At 75.6% G+C, this 22,118-nt stretch carries 3 protein-coding genes; all 3 read right to left on the bottom strand.

Annotation, left to right across the window (positions count from 1 at the left end):
* Positions 1-10 precede the first annotated feature (10 nt).
* Positions 11-9,706 carry a non-ribosomal peptide synthetase gene (locus ACZ6ZR_RS25605; RefSeq protein ID WP_465646014.1) on the bottom strand — a complete coding sequence of 3,232 codons (9,696 nt, stop codon included), beginning with the start codon at positions 9,704-9,706 and terminating at the stop codon, positions 11-13.
* Positions 9,703-20,988, bottom strand: a complete 11,286-nt coding sequence (locus ACZ6ZR_RS25600) for an amino acid adenylation domain-containing protein (RefSeq protein ID WP_465646012.1) — start codon at positions 20,986-20,988, stop codon at positions 9,703-9,705. Before ACZ6ZR_RS25600 ends, ACZ6ZR_RS25605 begins: the two co-directional genes overlap by 4 nt.
* 95 nt (positions 20,989-21,083) lie before the next feature.
* A complete protein-coding gene (locus ACZ6ZR_RS25595) occupies positions 21,084-22,073 on the bottom strand; it encodes an ABC transporter substrate-binding protein (protein WP_465646010.1) in 990 nt (329 codons plus the stop codon).
* Positions 22,074-22,118: the final 45 nt, after the last annotated feature.

The following is a 22,118-nucleotide window of genomic DNA, read 5'->3' as shown; positions in this document are numbered from 1 at the left end:
TGGGTGGAGGTCAGGCCTGGCAGGTGGGGGCGTCGGACGCCGGGCCGGCCAGGAGTTCGGCGAGGGCGGCGACGGTCGGCCGGGCTAGCACGTCGGCCAGGCAGAGGCCGGAGCCCTCGAAGTCGGCCCGCAGGTACTGAAGCAGCGCCATCGCGAGCAGGGAGTGGCCGCCGAGGTCGAAGAAGTTCTCGTCGATGCCGAGGTCCGGGAGTCCGAGCACGTCGGCGAAGGCGGAGTGCACCAGCACCTCGGCGTGGGTGCGCGGTGCCCGGACGGGGCCGGTGGCGGTGAAGTCGGCGCCGGTGGGCACGGGGAGGGCCTTGCGGTCCAGCTTGCCGTTGACGGTCAGCGGGAGCGCGTCCAGCACCACGAACGCCGAGGGGACCATGTAGTCCGGCAGACGCTCCGTCAGCGTACGACGGACGGCGGCCGTCTCCACCACCGCACCGGCGGCCGGCACCAGGTAGGCGGCCAGACGCTTCACGCCGGGGGCGTCCTCCCGCACCAGGACGGCGGCCTGAGCCACCGTCGGGTGCAGCGCGAGGGCGTCCTCGATCTCACCGGGCTCGACCCGGTAGCCCCGGATCTTCACCTGGTCGTCGACGCGACCGAGGAAGTCCAGCAGGCCGTCCGGCCGCCAGGCGACCACGTCGCCGGTGCGGTACATCCGGGCGCCCGGCTCGCCGAAGGGGTCGGCGACGAAGCGCTCGGCGGTCAGGCCTGGTCGGTTGAGGTAGCCCCGGGCCAGGCCCGCACCGGAGACGTAGAGCTCGCCGGGGACGCCGACCGGCACCGGGCGGAGCGAGCCGTCCAGGACGTGGGCGCGGGTGTTCCAGATCGGGCGGCCGACGGTGGCAGTGGCGGAGTCGAGCGTGCCGCCGCCCAGGGTGTTGATGGTGTACTCGGTCGGCCCGTAGAGGTTGTAGCCGAGCACGCCGGGGGTGTCACAGAGCTTCGACCAGAGCGTCTCCGCCACCGCCTCACCACCGAGCAGCACCAGCACCGGACGGTGCCGGTCCTCGTCCAACAGGCCCTGGTCGACCAGCGCCTGGGCGTAGGACGGGGTGACGTTTACGACGTCGATCCGGTGCTCGGCGCAGTAGGCGGAGAGCGCCTCGGCGTCACGCCGCAGCGCCTCGTCCATCACGTGGACCTCGTGGCCCTCGACCAGCCAGAGCAGCTCCTCCCACGACATGTCGAAGGAGAACGACACCGTGTGGGCGATCCGCAGACGGCGCCCCCCGGCCAGCGCGACCGTCGGGTCGAAGATCGCCTCGCGGTGGTTCAGCTGCATGTTCGTCAGACCCCGGTACGGCGTGACGACGCCCTTCGGGCGGCCCGTCGAGCCGGAGGTGAAGATCACGTACGCCGGGGAGTCCTGATCCACCGTCACGCCCAGCGGGCCCGCGTCCAGGGACGTCAACTCGGCCGCCACGGCCGGATCGTCCAGCAGCACCGTCGCCGCGTACTCGGGCATCCGGGGCAGCGCGGTGGAGTCCGTGACCAGCACCACCGGCGCGGTGTCCTCCACCATGAAGGCCAGGCGCTCCTTCGGGTAGTCCAGCTCCAGCGGCAGGTACGCCGCCCCGGTACGCAGCACCGCGAACAGCGCCGCCACCATCTCCAGCGAACGCGGCAGCCCCAGCGCCACCACCCTCTCCGGGCCCGCGCCGTACACCGTGAACAGCCGGGCCAGCCGGTCGACCTGACCGTCCAGCTCCGCGTAGGTCCAGGAGCGGTCGCCGGAGACCAGCGCCGTCTCGTCCGGCACCTGCGCGGCGCGCTCGGCCAGCAGGTCGGCCACCGTGGCGTCGGGCAGCTCGCGGGCGGTGTCCGCCCACTCCCCCAACACCAGCCCGCGCTCACGCACCGTCAGCACGTCCAGCGAGCCGATCCGGCGGTCCGGGTCTCCGGCGACCTGCTCCAGCACGGCGAGCAGCCGCTCGGCCAGCGCCTCGGCGGTGGTGCGCTCGTAGAGGTCGGTCGCGTACTCGAAGGCGATGTCGATCTGCTCCTCGGAGGAGATCTCCTCGAAGTTGAAGTCCAGTTCGAACTTCACCGCGCCCAGCTCGAAGGGCAGGATGCGGCTCTTCAGCCCGAGCAGGCTGCCCTCTCCCCCGGCGCTGTGCTGGTAGCCCAGCATCACCTGGAAGAGCGGGTGGCGGCCGGGCACCCGGGGCGGGTTGACGGCCTCCACCAGGCGGTCGAAGGGGAGGTCCTGGTGGGCGAAGGCGGCCAGGTCGGTGTCCCGGGTGCGGGCCAGGAGGTCGGTGAAGGTCGGGTCACCGGCGAGGTCGTTGCGGAGCACGACGGTGTTGACGAAGAAGCCGACCAGCCCGTCCAGGACGCTGTCGGAGCGCCCGGCCACCGGGGCGCCGAGGGGGATGTCGGTGCCGGCCCCGAGGCGGTGGAGCAGGGTGGCCACGGCGGCCTGGAGCACCATGAAGGTGGTGGTGCCGGTGGCCTGGGCGGCAGCCCGCAGGCCGCGGTAGACGGCCGGGGGCACCTGGGCGTACACGGTGTCCCCCGCCAGGCGGGCGGTCGGCACCCGCGGGTGGTCGGTCGGCAGCGGCAGCTCCTCGGGGAGCCCGGCCAGCGCCTCGCGCCAGTAGCCCGCCTGACGCTCCGCCACCCCGGCGGCGCCGTCCAGCAGCTCCTGCTGCCAGAGGGTGTAGTCGGCGTACTGCACCGGCAGCGGCGCCCAGCCGGGCAGCTGCCCGGCCCGGTGGGCGGCGTAGGCCTGGTTCAGGTCGTCGATGAACGGGAGCATCGACCACTCGTCACCGGCGATGTGGTGGAACAGCAGCACCACCACGTGCTCGGCTTCACCCAGCTCCAGCACCGAGACCCGGAGCGGGAGTTCGGCCGCCAGGTCGAAGCCGTGCCGGACCTCGGCCCGGATGTCGGCGTCCAGCGTCTCCTCGGTGGACGGGCGGACGTGCACCTCGCCGGCCGGGGCCAGCACGGTCTGGAAGACCCCGCCGTCGCGCTCGGTGAAGACCGTCCGCAGGCTCTCGTGCCGCTCGGTGACGGAGCGGACGGCGGCCCGCAGCGCGTCCAGGTCCAGCTCGCCGCTCACCCGGACCACCAGCGGCACGTTGTACGTGGCGCCGGACACCAGGTTCTGCAGGAACCACATCCGGCGCTGGGCGTGCGAGAGCGGCAGCTCGGCCGGACGCTCGCGGCGGGCCAGGGCCGGGCGCGGGTCGGTCACGTCGGTGCGCAGGGCCAGCCCGGCGGGGGTCGGCGCCTCGAACAGGTCACGGACCGTCAGGTGGGTGCCGAGGGCGGCCTTGACCTTGCCGACCAGGCGGGTGGCCAGCAGCGAGTGGCCGCCCAGCTCGAAGAAGTTCTGCTCCGGTCCGGCCTCGGCCAGGCCGAGCACCTCGGCGAAGAGGCCGCAGAGCAGCGCCTCCCGGGCGTCGCGCGGGGCCCGCCCGGTGCCCGACCCGCCGGTCTCGGGGGCGGGCAGCGCCCGGCGGTCCAGCTTGCCGTTGACGGTCAGCGGGAGCGCCGCCAGCACCACGAAGGCGGCGGGCACCATGTACTCGGGCAGCCGGGCGGCGAGCTCGGCCCGGACGGCGGCCACGTCCACGACGGCACCGGCGGCCGGCACCAGGTAGGCGGCCAGACGCTTCACGCCGGGGGCGTCCTCCCGCACCAGGACGGCGGCCTGAGCCACCGTCGGGTGCAGCGCGAGGGCGTCCTCGATCTCGCCCGGCTCGACCCGGTAGCCCCGGATCTTCACCTGGTCGTCGGCCCGGCCGAGGAAGTCCAGCAGGCCGTCGGCACGCCACCGCACCACGTCGCCGGTGCGGTACATCCGGCTCCCGGGCTCGCCGAAGGGGTCGGCGACGAAGCGGTCCGCCGTCAGGCCGGGGCGGTTGAGGTAGCCCCGGGCAAGGCCCACGCCCGCCACGTACAGCTCGCCGGGCACGCCCACGGGGACCGGGCGCAGGAAGGAGTCGAGCACCTGGGCGCGGGTGTTCCAGATCGGGCGGCCCACGGTGGCGGTGGCGGAGTCGAGCGTGCCGCCGCCCAGGGTGTTGATGGTGTACTCGGTCGGCCCGTACAGGTTGTAGCCGAGCACCCCCGGCGTGTCGCGCAGCCTCGACCAGAGCGTCTCCGCCACCGCCTCGCCGCCCAGCAGCACCAGCACCGGACGGTGCCGGTCCTCGTCCAGGAGCCCGCAGTCCACCAGGGCCTGGGCGTAGGAGGGCGTCACGTTGACCACGTCGATCGCGTGGGCGTCGCAGTAGTCCGCCAGCTCCTGGGCGTCGCGGCGCAGCGCCTCGTCCAGGATGTGCACCTCGTGGCCCTCGACCAGCCAGAGCAGCTCCTCCCACGACATGTCGAAGGAGAACGACACGGTGTGCGCGATCCGCAGCCGTCGGCCGCCCGCCGAGACCACCGTTGGGTCGAAGATCGCCTCGCGGTGGTTGAGCTGCATGTTCGTCAGACCCCGGTACGGGGTGACGACACCCTTCGGCCGACCGGTCGAGCCGGAGGTGAAGATGACGTACGCCGGGCTGTCCTGATCCACCGTCACGCCCAGCGGCCCGGTCTCCGAACCGGCCAGCTCGGCGGCCACCGCCGGGTCGTCCAGCAGCACCGTCGCCGCGTACTCCGGCATCCGCGCCAGCGCGGTCGAGTCCGTCACCAGGACCACCGGCGCGGTGTCCTCCACCATGAAGGCCAAACGCTCCTTCGGGTAGTCCAACTCCAGCGGCAGATACGCCGCCCCCGTCCGCAGCACCGCGAACAGCGCCGCCACCATCTCCAGCGACCGGGGCAGCCCCAACGCCACCACCCGCTCCGGACCCGCGCCGTGACCGACCAACAGCCGCGCCAACCGGTTCACCGCAGCGTCCAACTCCGCATAGCTCCACGACCGCGAGCCGCACACCAGCGCCGTCTCACCGGGCACCAACGCCGCCCGCTCCGCCAGCAGATCCGCCACCGTCGCCTCCGGCAGCTCACGACCCGTCGCCGCCCACTCCCCCAGCACCAACCCGCGCTCACGCACCGTCAGCACGTCCACCTCGCGGACCAACAGCCCGGGGTCGCCCACCAACGCGGTGAGCAGCACCACCATCCGCTCGGCGTGCTGCTCGACGGTGGCGCGGTCGAAGACGTCGGGGCGGTACTTGAACTCGAGGTCCAGCACCTCGCCCGGGTTGGTGATGAAGATCAGCGGGAGGTGGGTGGCGTCCACGTCGGCGATCTGCTCGACGCCGAGCGCGGCCCGGATGCGGTCGCGCAGCTCGTCGTCGGCGGGGGTGTTGCGGACCACCTGGAGGGTGTCGAAGAGCCGGCCGAGGCCGGCGTCGCGCTGGATCTCGCCGAGGCCGGTCTGATGGTGCGCCAGCAGGGCGGTCTGCTCGCGCTGGAGGCGGGCCAGGAAGTCGGCGACGCGCTCGCCGCCGTCCAGCTTCGCCCGGACCGGCACGGTGTTGAGGAACATGCCGATGGTGGCGTCGATGCCCGGCAGCTCGGCCGGGCGGCCGGAGACGGTGGCGCCGAACACCACGTCCTGACGGCCGGTCAGTCCGGCCAGCAGCAGGGCCCACGCGCCGCAGACCACGGTGTTGAGGGTGAGGCCGTGGGTGCGGGCGTACGCGCCGAGGCGGGCGGAGAGCTCCGGGGAGAGCGCGGCGCCGACCTCCTCGGGCAGCACGGCGGCGCGCTCGCGGGCCTGCGGGGCGAGCAGGGTGGCCTCCTCCAGGCCGGCCAGGGCGGTCCGCCAGGCGGCCCGGCCCTGCTCCTGGTCCTGGGCGGTCAGCCAGCGCAGGAAGTCGCGGTAGGGCAGGCCGGGTTCGGGCAGCGCGGGGCCGTCCGGGGCGCCGGTCAGGCCCAGGTGACAGCGGGTCAGCAGCTCCTGGAGCACCAGGCCGGCCGACCAGCCGTCCCAGAGCAGGGCGTGGTTGGTGAGCAGGATGCGCTGGCCGCCGCCGGGGGCGAGCACCGAGACCACCCGCAGCAGCGGCGGGGTGGCCAGGTCGAAGCGGGTGCGGGCCTCGGCGTCGACCAGGCGGTCGAGTTCGGCCTCGAAGGCGGGCTCGTCCAGCTGGGAGAGGTCGGCCTCGGTGAGCGGCACCTCGACCAGGCGCGGCAGGAAGGCGACCGGGCGGTCCAGGGCGTCGGCCAGGAACCCGGCCCGCAGGTTGGGGTGGCTCTCCAGCAGTCCGGCCAGCGCCCCGTGCAGGACCGCGAGCGGGACCCGGGTGGTGAGCGAGATGACGTCGCGTGAGGTGTAGACGTCGATGCCCTGGTCGTCGTACCCGGCCTCGAAGAGCAGGCCCTGCTGGAGCGGGGAGACGGGCCAGAGCTCGGCCACCTCCAGCTTGGGCACGGCGGCGGCCGCGAGCAGCAGCTCCGCCTCGGTGGCGGTGGGGAGTCCGGGCAGCTCGGGCCCGGCCTCGGCGCTCTCGCGCAGGTCGGCGAGGGCGGCCAGGGCGGCGGGGGTGCGCTGCTCGAAGACGTCGCGCGGGCTGAGCGCCAGGCCTTCGGCGCGGGCGGCGCCCACCAGGCGGATGGAGGAGATCGAGTCGCCGCCGAGGCGGAAGAAGTCGGCCTCGGCGCCGCTCTCCGGCAGGCCGAGCACCTCGGCGAAGAGCTCGCAGAGCAGCTGTTCGGTCTCGGTCTCGGCGGCCCGGGTGCCGCTCTCGCCGGTGAAGTCGAGGTCGCGCGCGGTGAGGGCGGCCCGGTCCAGCTTGCCGCTGATGTTCAGCGGCAGCGCGTCCAGTACGGCGAAGGCGGACGGCACCATGTACTCGGGCAGCCGGGCGGAGAGCGTGGCGTGCAGCTCGTCGGGCGTCGGCACGGTGGCACCGGGGGCGGGCACCAGGTAGGCGGCGATCCGGCGGACGGCGCCGGGGAGCACCAGCACGGCGGCCTGCGCGACAGCCGGCAGGGCGGTGAGGGCTGCCTCGATCTCGGCGGGCTCGATCCGGTGGCCGCGGATCTTCACCTGCTCGTCGGTGCGGCCGAGGTACTCGATCACGCCGTCAGCCCGGCGGCGCACCAGGTCGCCGGTGCGGTACATCCGGGCCCCGTGGTCGAACGGGTCGGCCACGAAGCGCTCGGCGGTCAGGCCGGGCCGGTCCAGGTAGCCCCGGGCCAACTGGGCTCCCGCCAGGTACAGTTCGCCGACCGAGCCGGCCGGGGCGGTGCGCAGCAGGCCGTCCAGCACGTACGCGCGGGTGCCGCGCAGCGGGCGGCCGACCACCGGCTCCGTGCTGTCGGCCAGGTCGGCGAGCAGCGCGTCGACGGTGGCCTCGGTGGGGCCGTAGTAGTTGAGCGCGGTCAGGCCGGGCACGGCGCGCAGCTCGGTCCAGAGCGGTTCGGGCAGGGCCTCGCCGCCGAGCAGCAGCACGGAGGGGCGGTGACTGCCCGTCAGCAGGCCGCTGTCCAGCAGCCGGCGGGTGTAGCTGGGGGTGTTGTCGAGCACGTCGATCCGCTCGGCCCGGGTGTACGCCACCACGGCCTCGGCGTCGCGGCGGTCGGCCTCGCCGAGCAGGTGCAGCTCGTGGCCGCCGAGCAGCCAGAGCAGCTGGTCCCAGCTGGAGTCGAAGGCGAACGAGGCGGTGCCGAGCGCCCGCAGGCGGCGGCCGTCGGCGACGGCGGCGAACGGGCCGGTGAGGTGCTCCTCGGCGAGGCTGTTCAGGCCCCGGTGGGTGATGACCACGCCCTTGGGGCGGCCGGTGGAGCCGGAGGTGTGGATGACGTAGGCGGGGCTGTCCTGATCGACCGTCACGCCCGGGGCGGTGACGGGCAGGGCGGCCAGGGCGGCGGTCACCGCCGGGTCGTCCACCAGCAGGACGGCCGTGCCGGGGAGGGCGGGCAGGCGCCCGGCCACGGCGGTGGTGGTGAGCAGCACGGCGGGGCGGACGTCGTCCAGCAGCTGGGCCAGGCGGTGGTCGGGGTGGTCCAGGTCGAGCGGCAGGTAGGCGCCGCCGGCCCGGAGCGTGGCGAGGATCGCGGTGACGGCCTCGGCGGAGCGGGGCAGGGCGAGGGCTGCGGTCCACTCGGGGGCGGTCCCATTGACGGCCAGCAGGTGGGCCAGGCGGCTCGCGGCGCCGTCGAGTTCGACGAAGGAGAGCTCGGCCGTGCCGCCGGCCAGGGCCGGGGCGACCAGCGCGCGGTCGTGCGGGGTACGGGCGGCCCGGTCGGCGAGGCGGTCGGCGACGGTCCCGGTGCCGGCCGGGGTCTCCAGCGGGCCGCCGGAGGTGACGGCGGGCAGGGCCGCGCGCTCGGCGTCGGTGTCGGTGTCGGTGTCGGTGTCGGTGTCGGTGAGAAGGTCCAGCAGGTCGAGCCGGGCCAGCGGGGTGGCCGGGTCGGCGGCGAAGGCGGCCAGCAGGGCGAGGAACCGCCGGGCGGTGGCCTCGGCCTCGGCGGGGGTGAACAGGTCGGTGCGGTGGTCGAGTTCGATCCGCAGCTCGCTGCCGGGCAGCACGGTGAGGCCGAGCGGGTAGTGGGTGGCGTCGCGGGCGCCGAGGCCGGTGACGGTCAGCCCGGCGGGGGCGCCGAAGGACTCGGCCAGGCCCTCGCCGCCGCCGCCCTGGTAGTTCTCCACCACCAGCAGGGTGTCGAAGAGCGGCCCCTCGGCGGCGGCCTGCTTCTGTATCGCGGCCAGGCCCAGGTGCTGATGGGCCATCAGGGCGGCCTGCTCACGCTGCACCCGTGCGGTGGCGGAGGCCAGGGTGTCGGCCGGGGCGAGCCGGACCCGGACCGGCACGGTGTTGATGAACAGGCCGACCATCGAGTCCGCGCCCGGCAGGTCGTCGGGGCGGCCGGAGACGGTGGTGCCGAAGACCACGTCGGCGGTGCCGGTGAGGGATCCGAGCAGCACGGCCCAGAGGGTGTGGGCGAGGTTGCCCAGGGTCAGGCCCTGGGCCCGGGCGGCGGCGGTGACGGCGGCGGTCAACTCGGGCCCGGCGGAGAACTCCACGGTGGCGGTGGGTGCCTGCGACTCGGCCGGGCCGACCGGGTGCGGCTGGTCGAACCCGGCCAGTGCCTCGCCCCAGGCGGCCTCGGCGGCGGCGGTGTCGCGGGTGGCGAGCAGCGCCAGGTGGTCCCGGTAGGGGCGGACCGGCGGGAGGACGGCGGCGGCGCCGTGCGAGCCGTACAGGGCCAGCAGCTCGCGGACCAGGATCGGCATCGACCAGCCGTCCAGCAGCAGGTGGTGACAGGTGATCACCAGCCGGACGGCGTCGGCGGAGAGCCGGGCCAGGGTGAGCCGGAGCAGCGGCGGGGCGGAGAGGTCGAAGCGGTGCCGCCGGTCCTCGGTCATCACCGCGTCGAGGGCGGCCTCCCGGGCCGGGCCGGCGAAAGCCGTCAGGTCCAGCTCGCGCAGCGGGGTGGCGACGGCGCGGGGGACGAACTGGACCACCGCCTCCGGATCCTCGTACCAGAACCCGGCCCGCAGGTTGGCGTGCCGGACGAGCAGCGCGTCCACGGCGGCGGCCAGCCGGACGGTGTCCACGTCCCCGGCCAGGTCGAGGTGGGACTGCACCACGTAGACGTCCTCGGCGGCCTGGTCGTAGAGGGCGTGGAAGAGCAGGCCCTCCTGGAGCGAGGACAGCGGGTAGACGTCCTCCAGGTCGGACGGGGCCGGCTGCTGGGAGGTCGGTTCGGCGGAGTTCGTCACGGTGCTCTCGGTGCTCTCGGTGTTCTCGGTACGGGCGGACTGGGACGGGCTGTTCACGGGCGGCGCCTGCGGCTCGGGCGGGCGCCGCCGCGCAGGCGGGCCTCCAGGCGGTCGATCTGGGCCTGCTTGAGGCTGACCAGGCCGAGGTCGGAGGGGGTGAGCCCACCGGCCCCGTCGGTGGCCGCGTGCCGGGCCAGCGCGTCCAGGGCGGTGAACCAGCCCTCGGCCAGGGCTTCGGCCTGAGCGGTGGTCAGCAGCGCCTCGGGCCAGCTGAGTTCGACGGCCAGCTCGGGGCGCCCGTCCGGGCCGCCCTGGACCACGGCGTCGATCTCCAGCGGGTACCCGGCGGCCTGGGCCGGGTCGGGCCCGGCGGCGGCGGTCACCACGGCCCGCTCGGCGGCCGGGGCGAACGGCCAGCCGCCGAGCGGGGCGCCCGCACCGTCCAGCCGGCCGCGGTAGTTGAAGAGCACCTCGGAGCGGCGGAGCCCGGCCAGCAGGGCGGCGGTCTGCGGGTTGAGGTGGCGCAGCAGGCCGAAGCCGAGTCCCTTGTCGGGGGCGGCGCGCAGCTGCTCCTTGACCTGCTTGAGCACCTGCCCGGCCTGCTCGCCGCTGCTGAGACCGACCGGCGATCGGGGGGTGGGCGAAGGAGCGGCGTTGGGGTGCGTGGCTCGGCGGTGCCGAGGAGGGAGTCCATGCGGAGCATCGGCGACCGACGAGAAGGTGTCGAGGTGCGTGCCCCGGCGTCGCGACGCCGCCCCCCGATCGCCGGTCGGTCCAAGCGCGGCGGCCAGGTCGAGCCGGACGGGGTGAACGGTGGTCAGCCAGCCGACGGTGCGGGCGAGATCGGCCGCCGGGGCGCCGTCGAGGACGGTGCCCCGGCCGTGGCCCTCCAGGTCGACCTGGAGGACGGGGGCGGCCTGCGGGTGGGCGGTCGCGGCGCCGAGCACCAGCCCGGCCAGCAGCACCTCGTCCACGCCGACGTTGAAGGCCTGCGGAAGTTCGGCCAGCAGCGGGGCGGTGCGGTCGGCGGGCAGGGTGCGGCGAAGGGTGCGCAGGGTGGCGACGGTGTCCCGCTCCGGGTCGGCGGCGAGTGCGCCGAGCGGCCCGGCGGGGCCGCCCAGTGCGGTGCGCCAGTACGCGGCCTCGGCCATCCGGGGGCGGCGGTGCGCCTCGGCCAGCAGGGCGCGGGCCCAGTCGGCCGGGCCGTACGCCTCGGGCTCGGCGGCGGGGGCGAGGCCGGCGGCGGCGCGGGCGTACCCGGCGGCCAGTTCGGGCAGCAGGGTGCGCCAGGAGACGCCGTCCACGGCGAGGTGGTGGACCGTCAGGAGCAGCCGGCCGTCCTGCGGTCCGGCGTCGAACCAGACCGCGCGCAGCACCCGGCCGGTGTCCGGGTCGAGCCCGGCGGCGGCCCGGTCCGCCTCGGCCGCGAGGGCGCCGAGGCCGGTGACGACCCGCAGGGTGGTGGGGTCGGTAACGGCGGGGGCCTGGTCGGCGGGCAGCACCTCCTGGGTCCAGAGGCCGTCGGCGCGGTCCAGCCTGAGCCGCAGCGCGGGGTGGTTCACGGCCAGGGCGGCCAGCGCGGTGCGCAGCGCCCGCTCGTCCAGCCCGGCCGGGACGGTGAGCAGCACGGACTGGTTGAAGCGGTCGACCGGCCCGCCACGCTCCCGCAGCCAGTGCACCACCGGGAGGGCGGGCAGCTCGCCGTCCCGCTGCGCCGCGACCGGTGCCGGCGGCGCCTCACCGAGCGGCACCCCGGTGGCGGCCGCCGCCAGCTCCGCCGGGGTGGGGTGGGTGAAGACGTCCTTGGCGGTGATCTCCAGCCCCGCCTTGCGGGCCCGGCTCACCAGCTGGATCGAGACGATGGAGTCGCCGCCGAGCGCGAAGAAGTTCTCCTCCTCGCCGACCGCGTCCAGCCCGAGCACCTCGGCGAAGACCCGGGCCATCGCGGTGGCCGGCTTCCCGCTCGGGGCGGCGGCCGGGCCGCGCGAGGGGTCGGGCAGCGCCTTGCGGTCCAGCTTGCCGTTGACGCTCAGCGGCAGTGCGTCCAGCACGGTGACCACGGCGGGCACCAGGTGCTCGGGCAGGGTGGCGGCCAGCGCGGAGCGGACGGCGGCCGGGTCGACGGCGCCGGTGACGTAGCCGAGCAGCTGCCGCGCCCCGCCCTCGGTGAGCGCGCGGGCGGTGACGGCGGCCTGGCCGACTCCGGGGACGGCGGCCAACGCGGCCTCCACCTCGCCGAGTTCGATCCGGAAGCCGCGGATCTTCACCTGGTCGTCGGTGCGGCCGAGGTACTCCACCTCGCCGTCGATCCGGCGGCGCACCAGGTCGCCGGTGCGGTACATCCGGGCCCCGTGGTCGAAGGGGTCGGCGACGAAGCGCCCTGCGGTCGGACCGGGGCGGCCGAGGTAGCCGCGGGCCAGCTGGACCCCGGCGAGGTAGAGCTCGCCGGGCACGCCGACCGGGACGGGCCGCAGGCGGGCGTCCAGCACGTGCAGCCGGGTGTTCCAGACCGGCCGGCCGATCGGGACGGTCCCCGCCCCGGACCAGGCACGGTGGTAGGTGACGTCCACGGCGGCCTCGGTGGGGCCGTAGAGGTTGTGCAGCTCGATCTGCGGCCAGAGCGCGGCGAACCGGTCCACGGCCGAAGCGGGCAGCGCCTCGCCGGAGCAGAACACCCGCCGCACGCCGGCGAAGCCCTCCCGCTGCGCCGGGTCCTGCTCGGCGGCGGTGGTGAAGGCGGTCAGCATCGAGGGCACGAAGTGACAGGCCGTCACCCCGGCGGAGGCGGCGAGCGCGGCCAGGTAGCCGGGGTCGCGGTGACCGCCGGGGCGGGCGAGCACCACCCGGGCGCCGGTGACCAGCGGGAGGAAGAACTCCCAGACCGAGACGTCGAAACCGGCCGGGGTCTTCTGCAGGATCCGGTCCTCGGCGGTGATCCGGTGGACCTCGGCCATCCAGTCCAGGCGGTTGACGATGGCCCGGTGGGTGACCAGTACGCCCTTGGGGCGGCCGGTGGAGCCGGAGGTGAAGATGACGTAGGCGGCGTGGCCGGGGCCGGGGGCGACGGGGTCGGCCTGCGGGCCGTCGGCGTCCACCGCGAGCACCGGCGCCCCGGGCAGGGCCGGGAGTTCCACCCCGGGCACGGTGAGCACGGCGACGGGCGCGGCGTCCTCGACCATCGCGGCCAGCCGCTCGGCCGGGTACTCGGTGTCCAGCGGCAGGTACGCCGCACCCGACTTGAGCACGCCCAGCAGGGCCACCATCAGCTCGGCCGACCGCGGCACCGCGACGGCCACGAGCCGGTCCGGTCCGGCGCCCCGGGCGGCCAGCACCCGGGCCAGCCTCCCGGCCCGCTGGTCCAGCTGACGGTAGGTCAGCGTCTCCCCCTCGAAGTCCACCGCGACGGCCTCGGGGGTGGCGGCCACCCGCTCGGCGATCCGGGTCAGCAGGGTGCCGTCCCGGACCTCGCGGCCGGTGGCGTTCCACTCCCCCGCCAGGCCCCGGCGCTCCTGCTCGGAGAGCGGCTCGATCAACCCGGCCTCCCGTCCCGGGGCGGCCAGTGCGGCGGTCAGCACCGCGAGCAGGCGCTCGCCGAACAGGCGGGCGGTGGAGCGGTCGAAGAGGTCCTCGGCGTGGATGACGGTCAGCTCGGTGCGGGTGCCATCGGCGGACTCGGCGAAGGTGAAGGCCAGGTCGAAGCGGGCCGCGTGCACCGGGTCGGGCAGCAGTTCGGTGCGGGCGCCGAACAGGCTCGTGTGGCCGTCGGTGGCCTTGCGGTGCTGGACCATCACCTGGAACAGCGGGTGGCGGCCGAGCGATCGCTCCGGGTTGACGATCTCCACCAGCCGGTCGAACGGCAGGTCCTGGTGGGCCAGCGCGCCGAACACCACGTCGCGGCTGCGCTCCACCAGGGCGTCGAAGCTCGGGGCGCCGCTGAGGTCGTGACGGAGCACCAGGGTGTTGACGAAGAAGCCGACCACCGACTCCACCGCCTCGTCGGTACGTCCGGCGACCGGTGTGCCGAGCGCGACGTCCCGCGTCCCGGCCAGCGTGCCGAGCAGCAGCGCGGCGGCGGCCTGGGTGACCACGAAGGGGGTCACGCCCCGTCGACGGGCGTAGCCGAGCAGCTCGGTGTGGAGCGCCTCTGGCAGCGCCAGCCGGACGGCGCCGCCGCGTCCGCTCGGCTCGGCCGGGCGCGGACGGTCGGCAGGCAGGGCCAACTCGGCGGCAACATCAGCCAGTTGTCCGTGCCAGTAGGCGGTCTGCGCGGCGGCCGGGCCCTCGGTGGCGGCCAGTAGCTCGGCCTGCCAGAGCGCGTGGTCGGCGTACTGCAGCGGCAGCGGGGCGAAGCCGGGCTCGGTGCCGGCCAGCCGGGCCACGTACGCCTGGTCCAGGTCGCGCAGCAGCACGCGCTCCGACCACTCGTCACCGGCGATGTGGTGCACGGCGATGCTCAGCACGTGCCGCTCGGGCCCGGTGGTGAGCAGGGTGGCCCGGACCGGGATCTCCGTGGCCAGCTCGAAGGCGTACGCCCCGGCGGCGGCCACGGCGCGGGAGAGCCGGTGGACGGTGGTCTCCTCGACCACGAACGGCACCCCGGCCTGAGCGGGCGTCAGGATCCGCTGGTACGGGCGGCCGTCGCGGTCCGGGAAGACGGTGCGCAGCGCCTCGTGCCGGGCGAGCACATCGCCGAAGGCGGCGCGCAGGGCCTCGGTGTCCACGGCGCCGTCGATCCGCACCGCGCACGGGATGGTGTACGCGGCGGTGGCGCCGTCCAGGCGGTACTGGAACCAGAGCCGGGCCTGCGCGGCGGAGAGCGGCAGGAGGTCCGGGCGGGGGCGGGCGGTGGGCCCGGGGCGGCCGGCGGCAGCGGCGGCCAGCCGGGCGGCGAGCGCGGCCGGGGTACGGGTCTCGAACAGGTCCCGGACGGCGGTCTCCACGCCGAGCCCGGCGCGCAGCCGCCCGGTGACCCGGGTGGCCAGCAGCGAGTGGCCGCCGAGGGTGAAGAAGTCCTCGTCCGGGCCGACGGCGGGCAGGCCGAGCACCTCGGCGAAGACCGAGCAGACCAGCGCCTCGCGCTCGTCCCGGGCCGGGCGGCCGCTCGGCACGGCGTACGCGGCGGCGTCCGGCGCGGGCAGCGCCTGGCGGTCCAGCTTGCCGTTGACGTTCAGCGGCAGCCGGTCCAGCGCGACGACCGCGGCGGGCACCAGGTACTCGGGCAGGGTGGCGGCAAGTGCCTTGCGCAGCACGGCGGTGTCCAGGTGCGCGGGGGCGGCGTAGCCGACCAGCCGCTTGGCCCCGCCGGGGGCGGGCAGCACCAGCACCGCGGCCTGGGTGACACCGGGCAGCGCGGCCAGCGCGGCCTCGGCCTCGCCGGGCTCGACCCGGAAGCCGCGGATCTTCACCTGGTCGTCGCCGCGCCCGAGGTAGTCCAGCGAGCCGTCGGGGCGGTGCCGGACCAGGTCGCCGGTGCGGTACATCCGGGCGCCCCGGTCGAAGGGATCGGCGACGAAGCGGGCGGCGGTCAGGGCAGGGCGGTTGCCGTAGCCGCGGGCCAGGCCGGGGCCGGCGATGTAGAGCTCGCCGACGACCCCGGCGGGGGCGGGCCGCAGGCGCGAATCCAGCACGTACGCCCGGGTGTTGCCGATCGGGCGGCCGACGGACGGGGTCGGGCTGTCGGCGAGGTCCGCGCCGAGGGTGTCGACGGTGTACTCGGTCGGGCCGTAGAAGTTGTGGCCGATCACGCCCTCGGTCTCCCGCAGCCGGGTCCAGAGCGCCTCGTCCACGGCCTCGCCGCCGACCAGGAAGAGCAGCGGCCGGTGCGCCGGGTCGTCCAGCAGGCCGCACTCGACCAGCTGACGGCCGAAGGAGGGCGTCACGTCCAGGGTGTCGATCCGGTCGGCCAGCAGACGGGCCGTCAGCGCCTCCGGGTCGCGGCGCAGCTCCTCGCCGTAGACGTGCAGCTCGTGGCCGAGCAGCAGCCAGAGCAGCTGCTCCCAGGAGGAGTCGAAGGAGAACGAGGCGGTGTGCGCGGCGCGCAGGCGGCGGCCGCCGGCCGCCTCGACGGCGCGGGCGAACACGGTGTTCCCGTGATGCTCCAGCATGTTGGCCAGGCCCCGGTGCGGCACCTGGACGCCCTTGGGGCGGCCGGTGGATCCGGAGGTGTGGATGACGTACGCCAGGTCGTCGGGGTGCGGGGCCACCGGCTCGGCGGACAGCTCGCCCAGACGCTCCGTCAGCACCGGCCCGAGGCCGTGCGCGTCCAGCACCGGGAGGCGCTCGGCCACCTCGGCGGTGGTCAGGGTGAGCAGCGGCTCGGCGTCCTCCAGCATCAGCGCGACCCGCTCGGCCGGGTGGTCCAGGTCCACCGGCAGGTAGGCGGCGCCGGACTTCAGCACACCGAGCAGGGCCGCGACCAGACCGGCGGAACGGGGCAGCGCGAGGGCGACCACGGTGCCGGGGCGGGCGCCCAGGGCGGCCAGGTGACGGGCGGTCAGCTCGGCCCGGGCGGCCAGCTCGGCGAAGGTGAGGCGCTGCTCGCCGTCGACCACCGCGACGGACTCGGGGGTGGCGGCGGCGGTGGCCTCGAAGACGTCCAGCACGGTGCCGCCGGGCAGCGGGCGGGCGGTGGCGTTCCACCCGTCCAGCAGCTGGGCGCGCTCGGCGGCGTCGAGGATCTCCAGGGCGCCGACGGGGGTCTGCGGGGCCTCGGCCACGGCGGTGAGCAGGCGCAGCAGACGGGCACCGACGGCGGCGGCCTGGGCGTCGGTGAAGACGTCGGGGTGGTACTCGACGGTCAACTGCGGGTGCTCGCCGGGGAGGGTGAGCACGGTCAGCGGGTAGTGGGTGGCGCCCCGGTGGGTGATACCGGCGACGCGGAGGTCACGGGCCGTCAGGGCGTCCGGGTCGACGGGGTAGTTCTCCACCACCAGCAGGGTGTCGAAGAGCGTACCCTGCCCGGCGAGGGCCTGGATCTCGGCGAGGCCGAGCAGCTGGTGGTCGAGCAGGGCGGACTGCGCGGCCTGGAGCCGGGCCAGCGCCTCGGCGACGGGCTCCTCCTCGCGCGGCGCGAAGCGGACCGGCACGGTGTTGGAGAACAGGCCGACCATCGACTCCACGCCCGGCAGGTCGGCGGGGCGGCCGGAGACGGTGGCGCCGAAGACCACGTCGGCGCGGCCGGTGAGGCGGGTCAGCAGGATCGCCCAGGCGCCCTGGACCAGGGTGTTGAGGGTCAGTCCGTGGGTACGGGCGGTGCTGGTGAGGGCGGCAGCCAGCTCCGGGCCGATCGGCAGCTCCAGTTCCCGGCCCCGGGCCGAGCCGCCCGCCGGGGCACCGAGGGCGTCGGCCAGCAGGGTCGGTCCGGGCAGCCCGGCCAGCGCCTCGCGCCAGGCGGCGGCGTCGGCGGCCTCGTCCCGGGCGGCCAGACGCTCCAGGTGGCGGGCGTAGGGGGTGGTGGCGGGCAGCGCGGCGAGCTCGGTACCGCCGTAGACGGCCAGCAGCTCGCGCAGCACGATCGGCATCGACCAGCCGTCCACGACGGTGTGGTGACGGGTCAGCACCAGGTGGTGGTGGCCGGCACCGAGTGCCACCAGGGCACAGCGGATCAGGGGCTGAGCGGCCAGGTCGAAGCGGCGGGCGGCTTCCTGCTGTTCGATCTCGGCCAGCGCGGAGACCTGCCGCTCGGCGGGCAGGGCGGTCAGGTCGCGGTGGGTCCACGGGACGGTGACCTGACGGGCGATCAGCTGGACGGGGCGGCCGAGCGGGTCGGTGGTGAAGGAGGCGCGCAGCGCGGTGTGCCGGTTGACCACGCCGTCCACGGCGGCGGCCAGGCGCTCGCGGTCCAGCGGGCCGCGCAGCTGAAGGGAGGTGAGCGAGGTGTAGAGGTCGTCGGCGTCCTCGGCGCGCTGCTGCTCGGCGTGGAACAGCAGGCCCTCCTGGAGCGGCGAGAGCGGCAGCACGTCCTCGGCCCCGGGGTGGGCGGCGAGCAGCCGCTCGCGCTGCTCGGGGTCCAGGAGGGTTCCGTGCCCGGTCTCGGCGGGCGTGCTCGCGGTCGTGGCCTCGACGGCGGCGGCGATGCCGGCCACGGTGCGGCGCTCGAAGACCACCCGGGGTGTGATCGCGTACCCGGCGCGGCGGGCCCGGCTGCCGAGCTGGATGGCGGAGATGGAGTCGCCGCCGAGGGCGAAGAAGTTCTCCTCCACGCCGAGCTCGGCGAGGCCGAGCACCTCCTTGACCAGGTCGGCGATCACCCGCTCGGTCTCGGTCCGGGGAGCCCGGCCGGTGGTGGCGGTCGGCTCCGGGGCCGGCAGGGCGCGGCGGTCGATCTTGCCGTTGGCGGTGAGCGGGAAGGCGTCCAGCACCAGGATCGCGGCGGGCACCATGTACTCGGGCAGCGCGGCGGCCAGTTCGGCGCGCAGCGCGGCCGGGTCGGCGTCGGGGCCGGTGACGTAGCCGATCAGCTGCGGACGGCCGGGGGCGCTCTCGCGGACGGCGGCGACGGCGCGGGAGACGGTCGGACGCGCCGTCAGGGCGGCCTCCACCTCGCCGAGTTCGATCCGGAAGCCGCGCAGCTTGACCTGGTCGTCCACCCGGGAGAGGAAGTGCAGCGTCCCCTCCGGGGTGCGGCGCACCAGGTCGCCGGTGCGGTACATCCGGGCGCCGTGGTCGAAGGGGTCGGCGACGAAGCGGCCCGCCGTCAGACCGGGGCGGCCGAGGTAGCCGCGGGCCAGCTGGCCGCCCGCGAGGTAGAGCTCACCGGGGACGCCCGGCGGGACGGGCCGCAGCGCGCCGTCCAGGACGTGGGCGCGGGTCCCGGCGAAGGGCGTGCCGATGCCGGGGACCCCGGTGTGACCGGGCGTCAGCTCGGCGGAGGTGGCCCAGACGGTCACCTCGGTCGGCCCGTACACGTTGCTCACCCGCCGGGTGGCCCGAGCCAGCCGCTCGGCGAGCTCGGCGGGCAGCGCCTCACCCCCGACCAGCGCGTGCACCCCGCCGAGCGCGGCGAACGGGCCGGCGGCACGCGCCCCTTCGACGGCGCCGGCACCCGGCGACGTGACCGCGCCACGGCCCTCGGCCCGCGCAGCGGTGCCGGTGCTCGCGGCAGCGGCCCGCGCAGCGGTGCCGAGCCCGGTGCCAGCGGCGGACTCGCCTGCGGCCCCCGGGCCTTCGAGCGTGCCGCCGGCCGCCGCCTCGGTCAGCAGCAGGTGCCACAAGGTCGGCGTCGCCTGGACGGCCTTCGGGCGGTGCTCGTCGATCAGGGCGCCGAGGGCGGCCGGGTCGAGCACGGTGTCGCGGTCGGCGAGGACCAGGGTGGCGCCGGTGGTCAGCGGGCCGTGCAGCTCCAGGCCGGCGATGTCGAAGGACACCGTGGTGACGGCCACCAGTGAGTCCCCCGGCCCGAGTTCGAGCTGTGGGCGGATCGCGGCCAGGAAGGCGGCCAGCGCCCCGTGCTCCACCACCACGCCCTTGGGCCGGCCGGTGGAGCCGGAGGTGTGGATGACGTAGGCGGGCGCGGCCGGGTCCGGGGCGGTGACGGGGGCCGGGGTGGCGGCGGCCAGTTCGGCGGTCACCGCCGGGTCGTCCAGGACGAGGACCGGGAGGCCGGCCGGCACCAGGTGGGCCACCGCCGAGGTGGTGACGGCGCAGACCGGGCGGGCGTCCTCGGCCATGTAGGCGAGGCGGTCGGCGGGGTAGTCCAGGTCCATCGGCAGGTAGGCGCCGCCGGCCCGGAGCACGGCCAGGGCGGCCACCGGCAGCGCGGTGGTCCGGGGCAGTGCCAGCGCCACGAACCGCCCCGCCGCGCCGCGCGCGGCGAGCAGCGCGGCCAGGCGGGCCACCCGCTCGTCCAGCTGACCGTACGTCAGGGTCCCGTCGACTGCCCTGACGGCGCTCTCCCCCGGCAGCGCGGCGGCCCGCTCGGCGAACAGCTCGACCACCGACCGGTCGTCCGCCGGGTCCCCGGTCGCGTTCCAGGCCGCCAGCGCCTCCTGCTCGGCGGCGGTCAGCAGCGGCAGGTCGCGCAGCGCCCGGCCCGGGGCCTCGGCCAGCGCCACCAGCAGGGCGGCGCAGCGCTCGGCGTGGGCGGTCAGCTCCCCGGCGGTGTAGAGCGCGGGGTTGGCGTCGAACTCCAGGGCGATCACGTCGTCCGGGCTCTTGGTGACGGCCAGCTGGAGGTCGTCCACCGGGCCGGCCGCGAGGTTGACGGTGTGCCCGGCCACCCCGGCGAAGTCCAGCGCGAGGTCGAACGGCTTGATGTTCAACAGCGGTCCGTACAGCCGCTGTTCGGCCCCGATCAGGCCCAGGTCGCGGCGCAGCTCCTCGCCCCGGCGGTGCTGGTGGCGGCGGGCCTCCTTGAGCGCGGCGGCGGCCCGGCGCAGCAGCGCGGTGAAGTCCTCGGTGCCGTCCACCGGCAGCCGCAGCGGGAGGATGTTGACGGCGGTGCCGGCCACCCGCAGGGTGCCGGGGGCGGTGCGGGCCATGAAGTGGGTGCCGATCACCGGCTCCGCGCTGCCGGTCATCCGGTGCAGGTAGGCGGCGTACCCGGCGGCGGCGGCCTCCGCCCAGGTGGTCTTGGCGGCGCGGGCGGCGGCCAGCACCGCGGCCGACTGAGCCGCCGTCAGCTCCAGCCGGTGGCGCAGCACGGTGGCGGAGGCCGGGGCGGTGAGCTCGGTCAGGCCGGGGGCGGCGGGCAGGTCGGCGAAGCGGGCGGTCCAGAAGGCGCGGTCCTCGGCGGCCCTCGGGGAGGCGAGGTACTCGGCCTCGGCCTCGGCGAGCACGGCCGGCGGCCGCAGCGGCGAGGGCCCGGGCTCCCGCCCGGCGGCCAGCTCCGTGTACACCTCGGCCACCCGGCGGGTGAGCATCGCCACCGCGTAGCCGTCCACCACCAGGTGGTGGAACCACTGGAAGAGCAGGTGCCGGTGCTCGCCGGTCCGGGCCAGCAGCGCGCCCGGCTTCGGGCCCTCTCCGGTCAACTCGACCGGCACCGCCAGGAGCTCGCGCACCACGGCGACGGCTGCGGCGTCCGGGTCGTCGGCGCCGCGGGTGTCGAGGCGCTCCAGCCTCCAGGCGCCCGCATCGGCGACCGGGGGCAGCCGGAAGGCGGCGCCGTCCCGCTCGGCGAGGCGGAAGTCCAGCACCCCGGCCTCGGCGAGCACCTGCCGCAGCGCCCGCTCCAGCAGGGCGGCGTCCAGCGGGCCGTCGAGCGTCACGTACTGGCCGACGTTGTAGCAGGGGTTCTCCGGATCGATCCGCTGGGCGGCCAGCACTCCCGCCTCGGCGGCGGTGAGCGGTAGGGCGGGCTGCGCGGTGGTCTCCGTCGGCTGGGCGATCGCCTCTGCCATGGTCGGTCTCTCCGGGGGTGCGGTGCGGAAGTGCTGGGGGTGCAGGGGCCGGGCGGCCGCCGCTGCTCGGCGGCCGCCCGGGGTCTGACCAGGGCTCAGAGGCCCTTGAGGACGGTCTCGATCTGGTTCAGCACGTCGATCGAGGTGCCGTAGCGGTCGGTGGTGGCGTAGCCGACCGGCACGACCTTCCCCGCCTTGACGGCCTTGAGGTTCTGCCAGGAGGGCTGCTTCTCCAGGTCCTTGGTGTCCTGCGGCACCTCGCCGGTGGCCACCGTCCTGGGCACCAGGATGACGTCGGCGTCGCCGAGCACGTCGAGCTTCTCGGTCGAGTAGGTGACCTCGTGCTCCTTGTCCTCGGCCGAGGCGGCGGAGAACTGCGCGCCCGCGTCGGCCAGCACCCGGCCGACCCAGCTGGTCCTGGTGTCCACCAGGAACTCGCCGCCGCCGTAGGAGGAGGCGATGGTCCACTTCACCGAGTTGAGCTTGCCGGCGTAGTCGGCCTTGAGCTTGGCGGCCTTGGCCTCGTAGTCCGACTTCAGCTTCTTGAACTCGGCCTCCCTGCCCACGGCGGTGGCGATCTTCTCCTGCGCGTTCAGCAGGTCGACCGGCTTGTCGACGGCGAAGTGGAGCACCGGGACGCCGAGGCCCTCGAGCTTCTTGATGCCCCAGTCGAAGGCGCTGGCACCCTCCACCACGATCAGGTCGGGGCGGAGCGAGGCGATCTTCTCGATGTTGAGCTCGACGCCGGAGCCGATCGGCTCGATCCTGGCCGCCGCCGCCTTCTGCGCGGGCAGCAGCTCCACCGGGTTGTTCTCGTCCAGCGTGGAGGTGCCGACCGGCTGGACGCCGAGGTCGAGCAGCACGCCGGTGGCGTACGAGACGCTGACGATCCGTTCGACCTTCGCCGGGACGGTCACGGTGCCGTTGCTGGCCTGGACCGTCTTCGGAGCAGCGGCGGAGGCCTTGCCGTCGCCGGAGGTGCTCGCGTCCTCGGCGGCGTCGGAGCCGCAGGCGGCCAGCGAGAGCACCGCGGCGGCCGTGGCGGCGGCGGCGATCCTGCGGCTGGTCAGGACACGGGTGTTCATGGTTCTCCTAGAGGGGTGGTGCTGACGGCGGGTCAGGCCGCGAGG

Source organism: Kitasatospora sp. NPDC088742, assembly GCF_055584905.1.
The sequence above is the reverse complement of the archived record's forward strand: the minus strand, read 5'-3'. Positions and strand labels throughout refer to the sequence as shown.

Excerpts from the sequence above, each read along its gene's own strand:
- ACZ6ZR_RS25595 (WP_465646010.1), bottom strand. The coding sequence starts at position 22,073 with ATGAACACCCGTGTCCTGACCAGCCGCAGGATCGCCGCCGCCGCCACG.
- ACZ6ZR_RS25600 (WP_465646012.1), bottom strand. The coding sequence starts at position 20,988 with ATGGCAGAGGCGATCGCCCAGCCGACGGAGACCACCGCGCAGCCCGCC.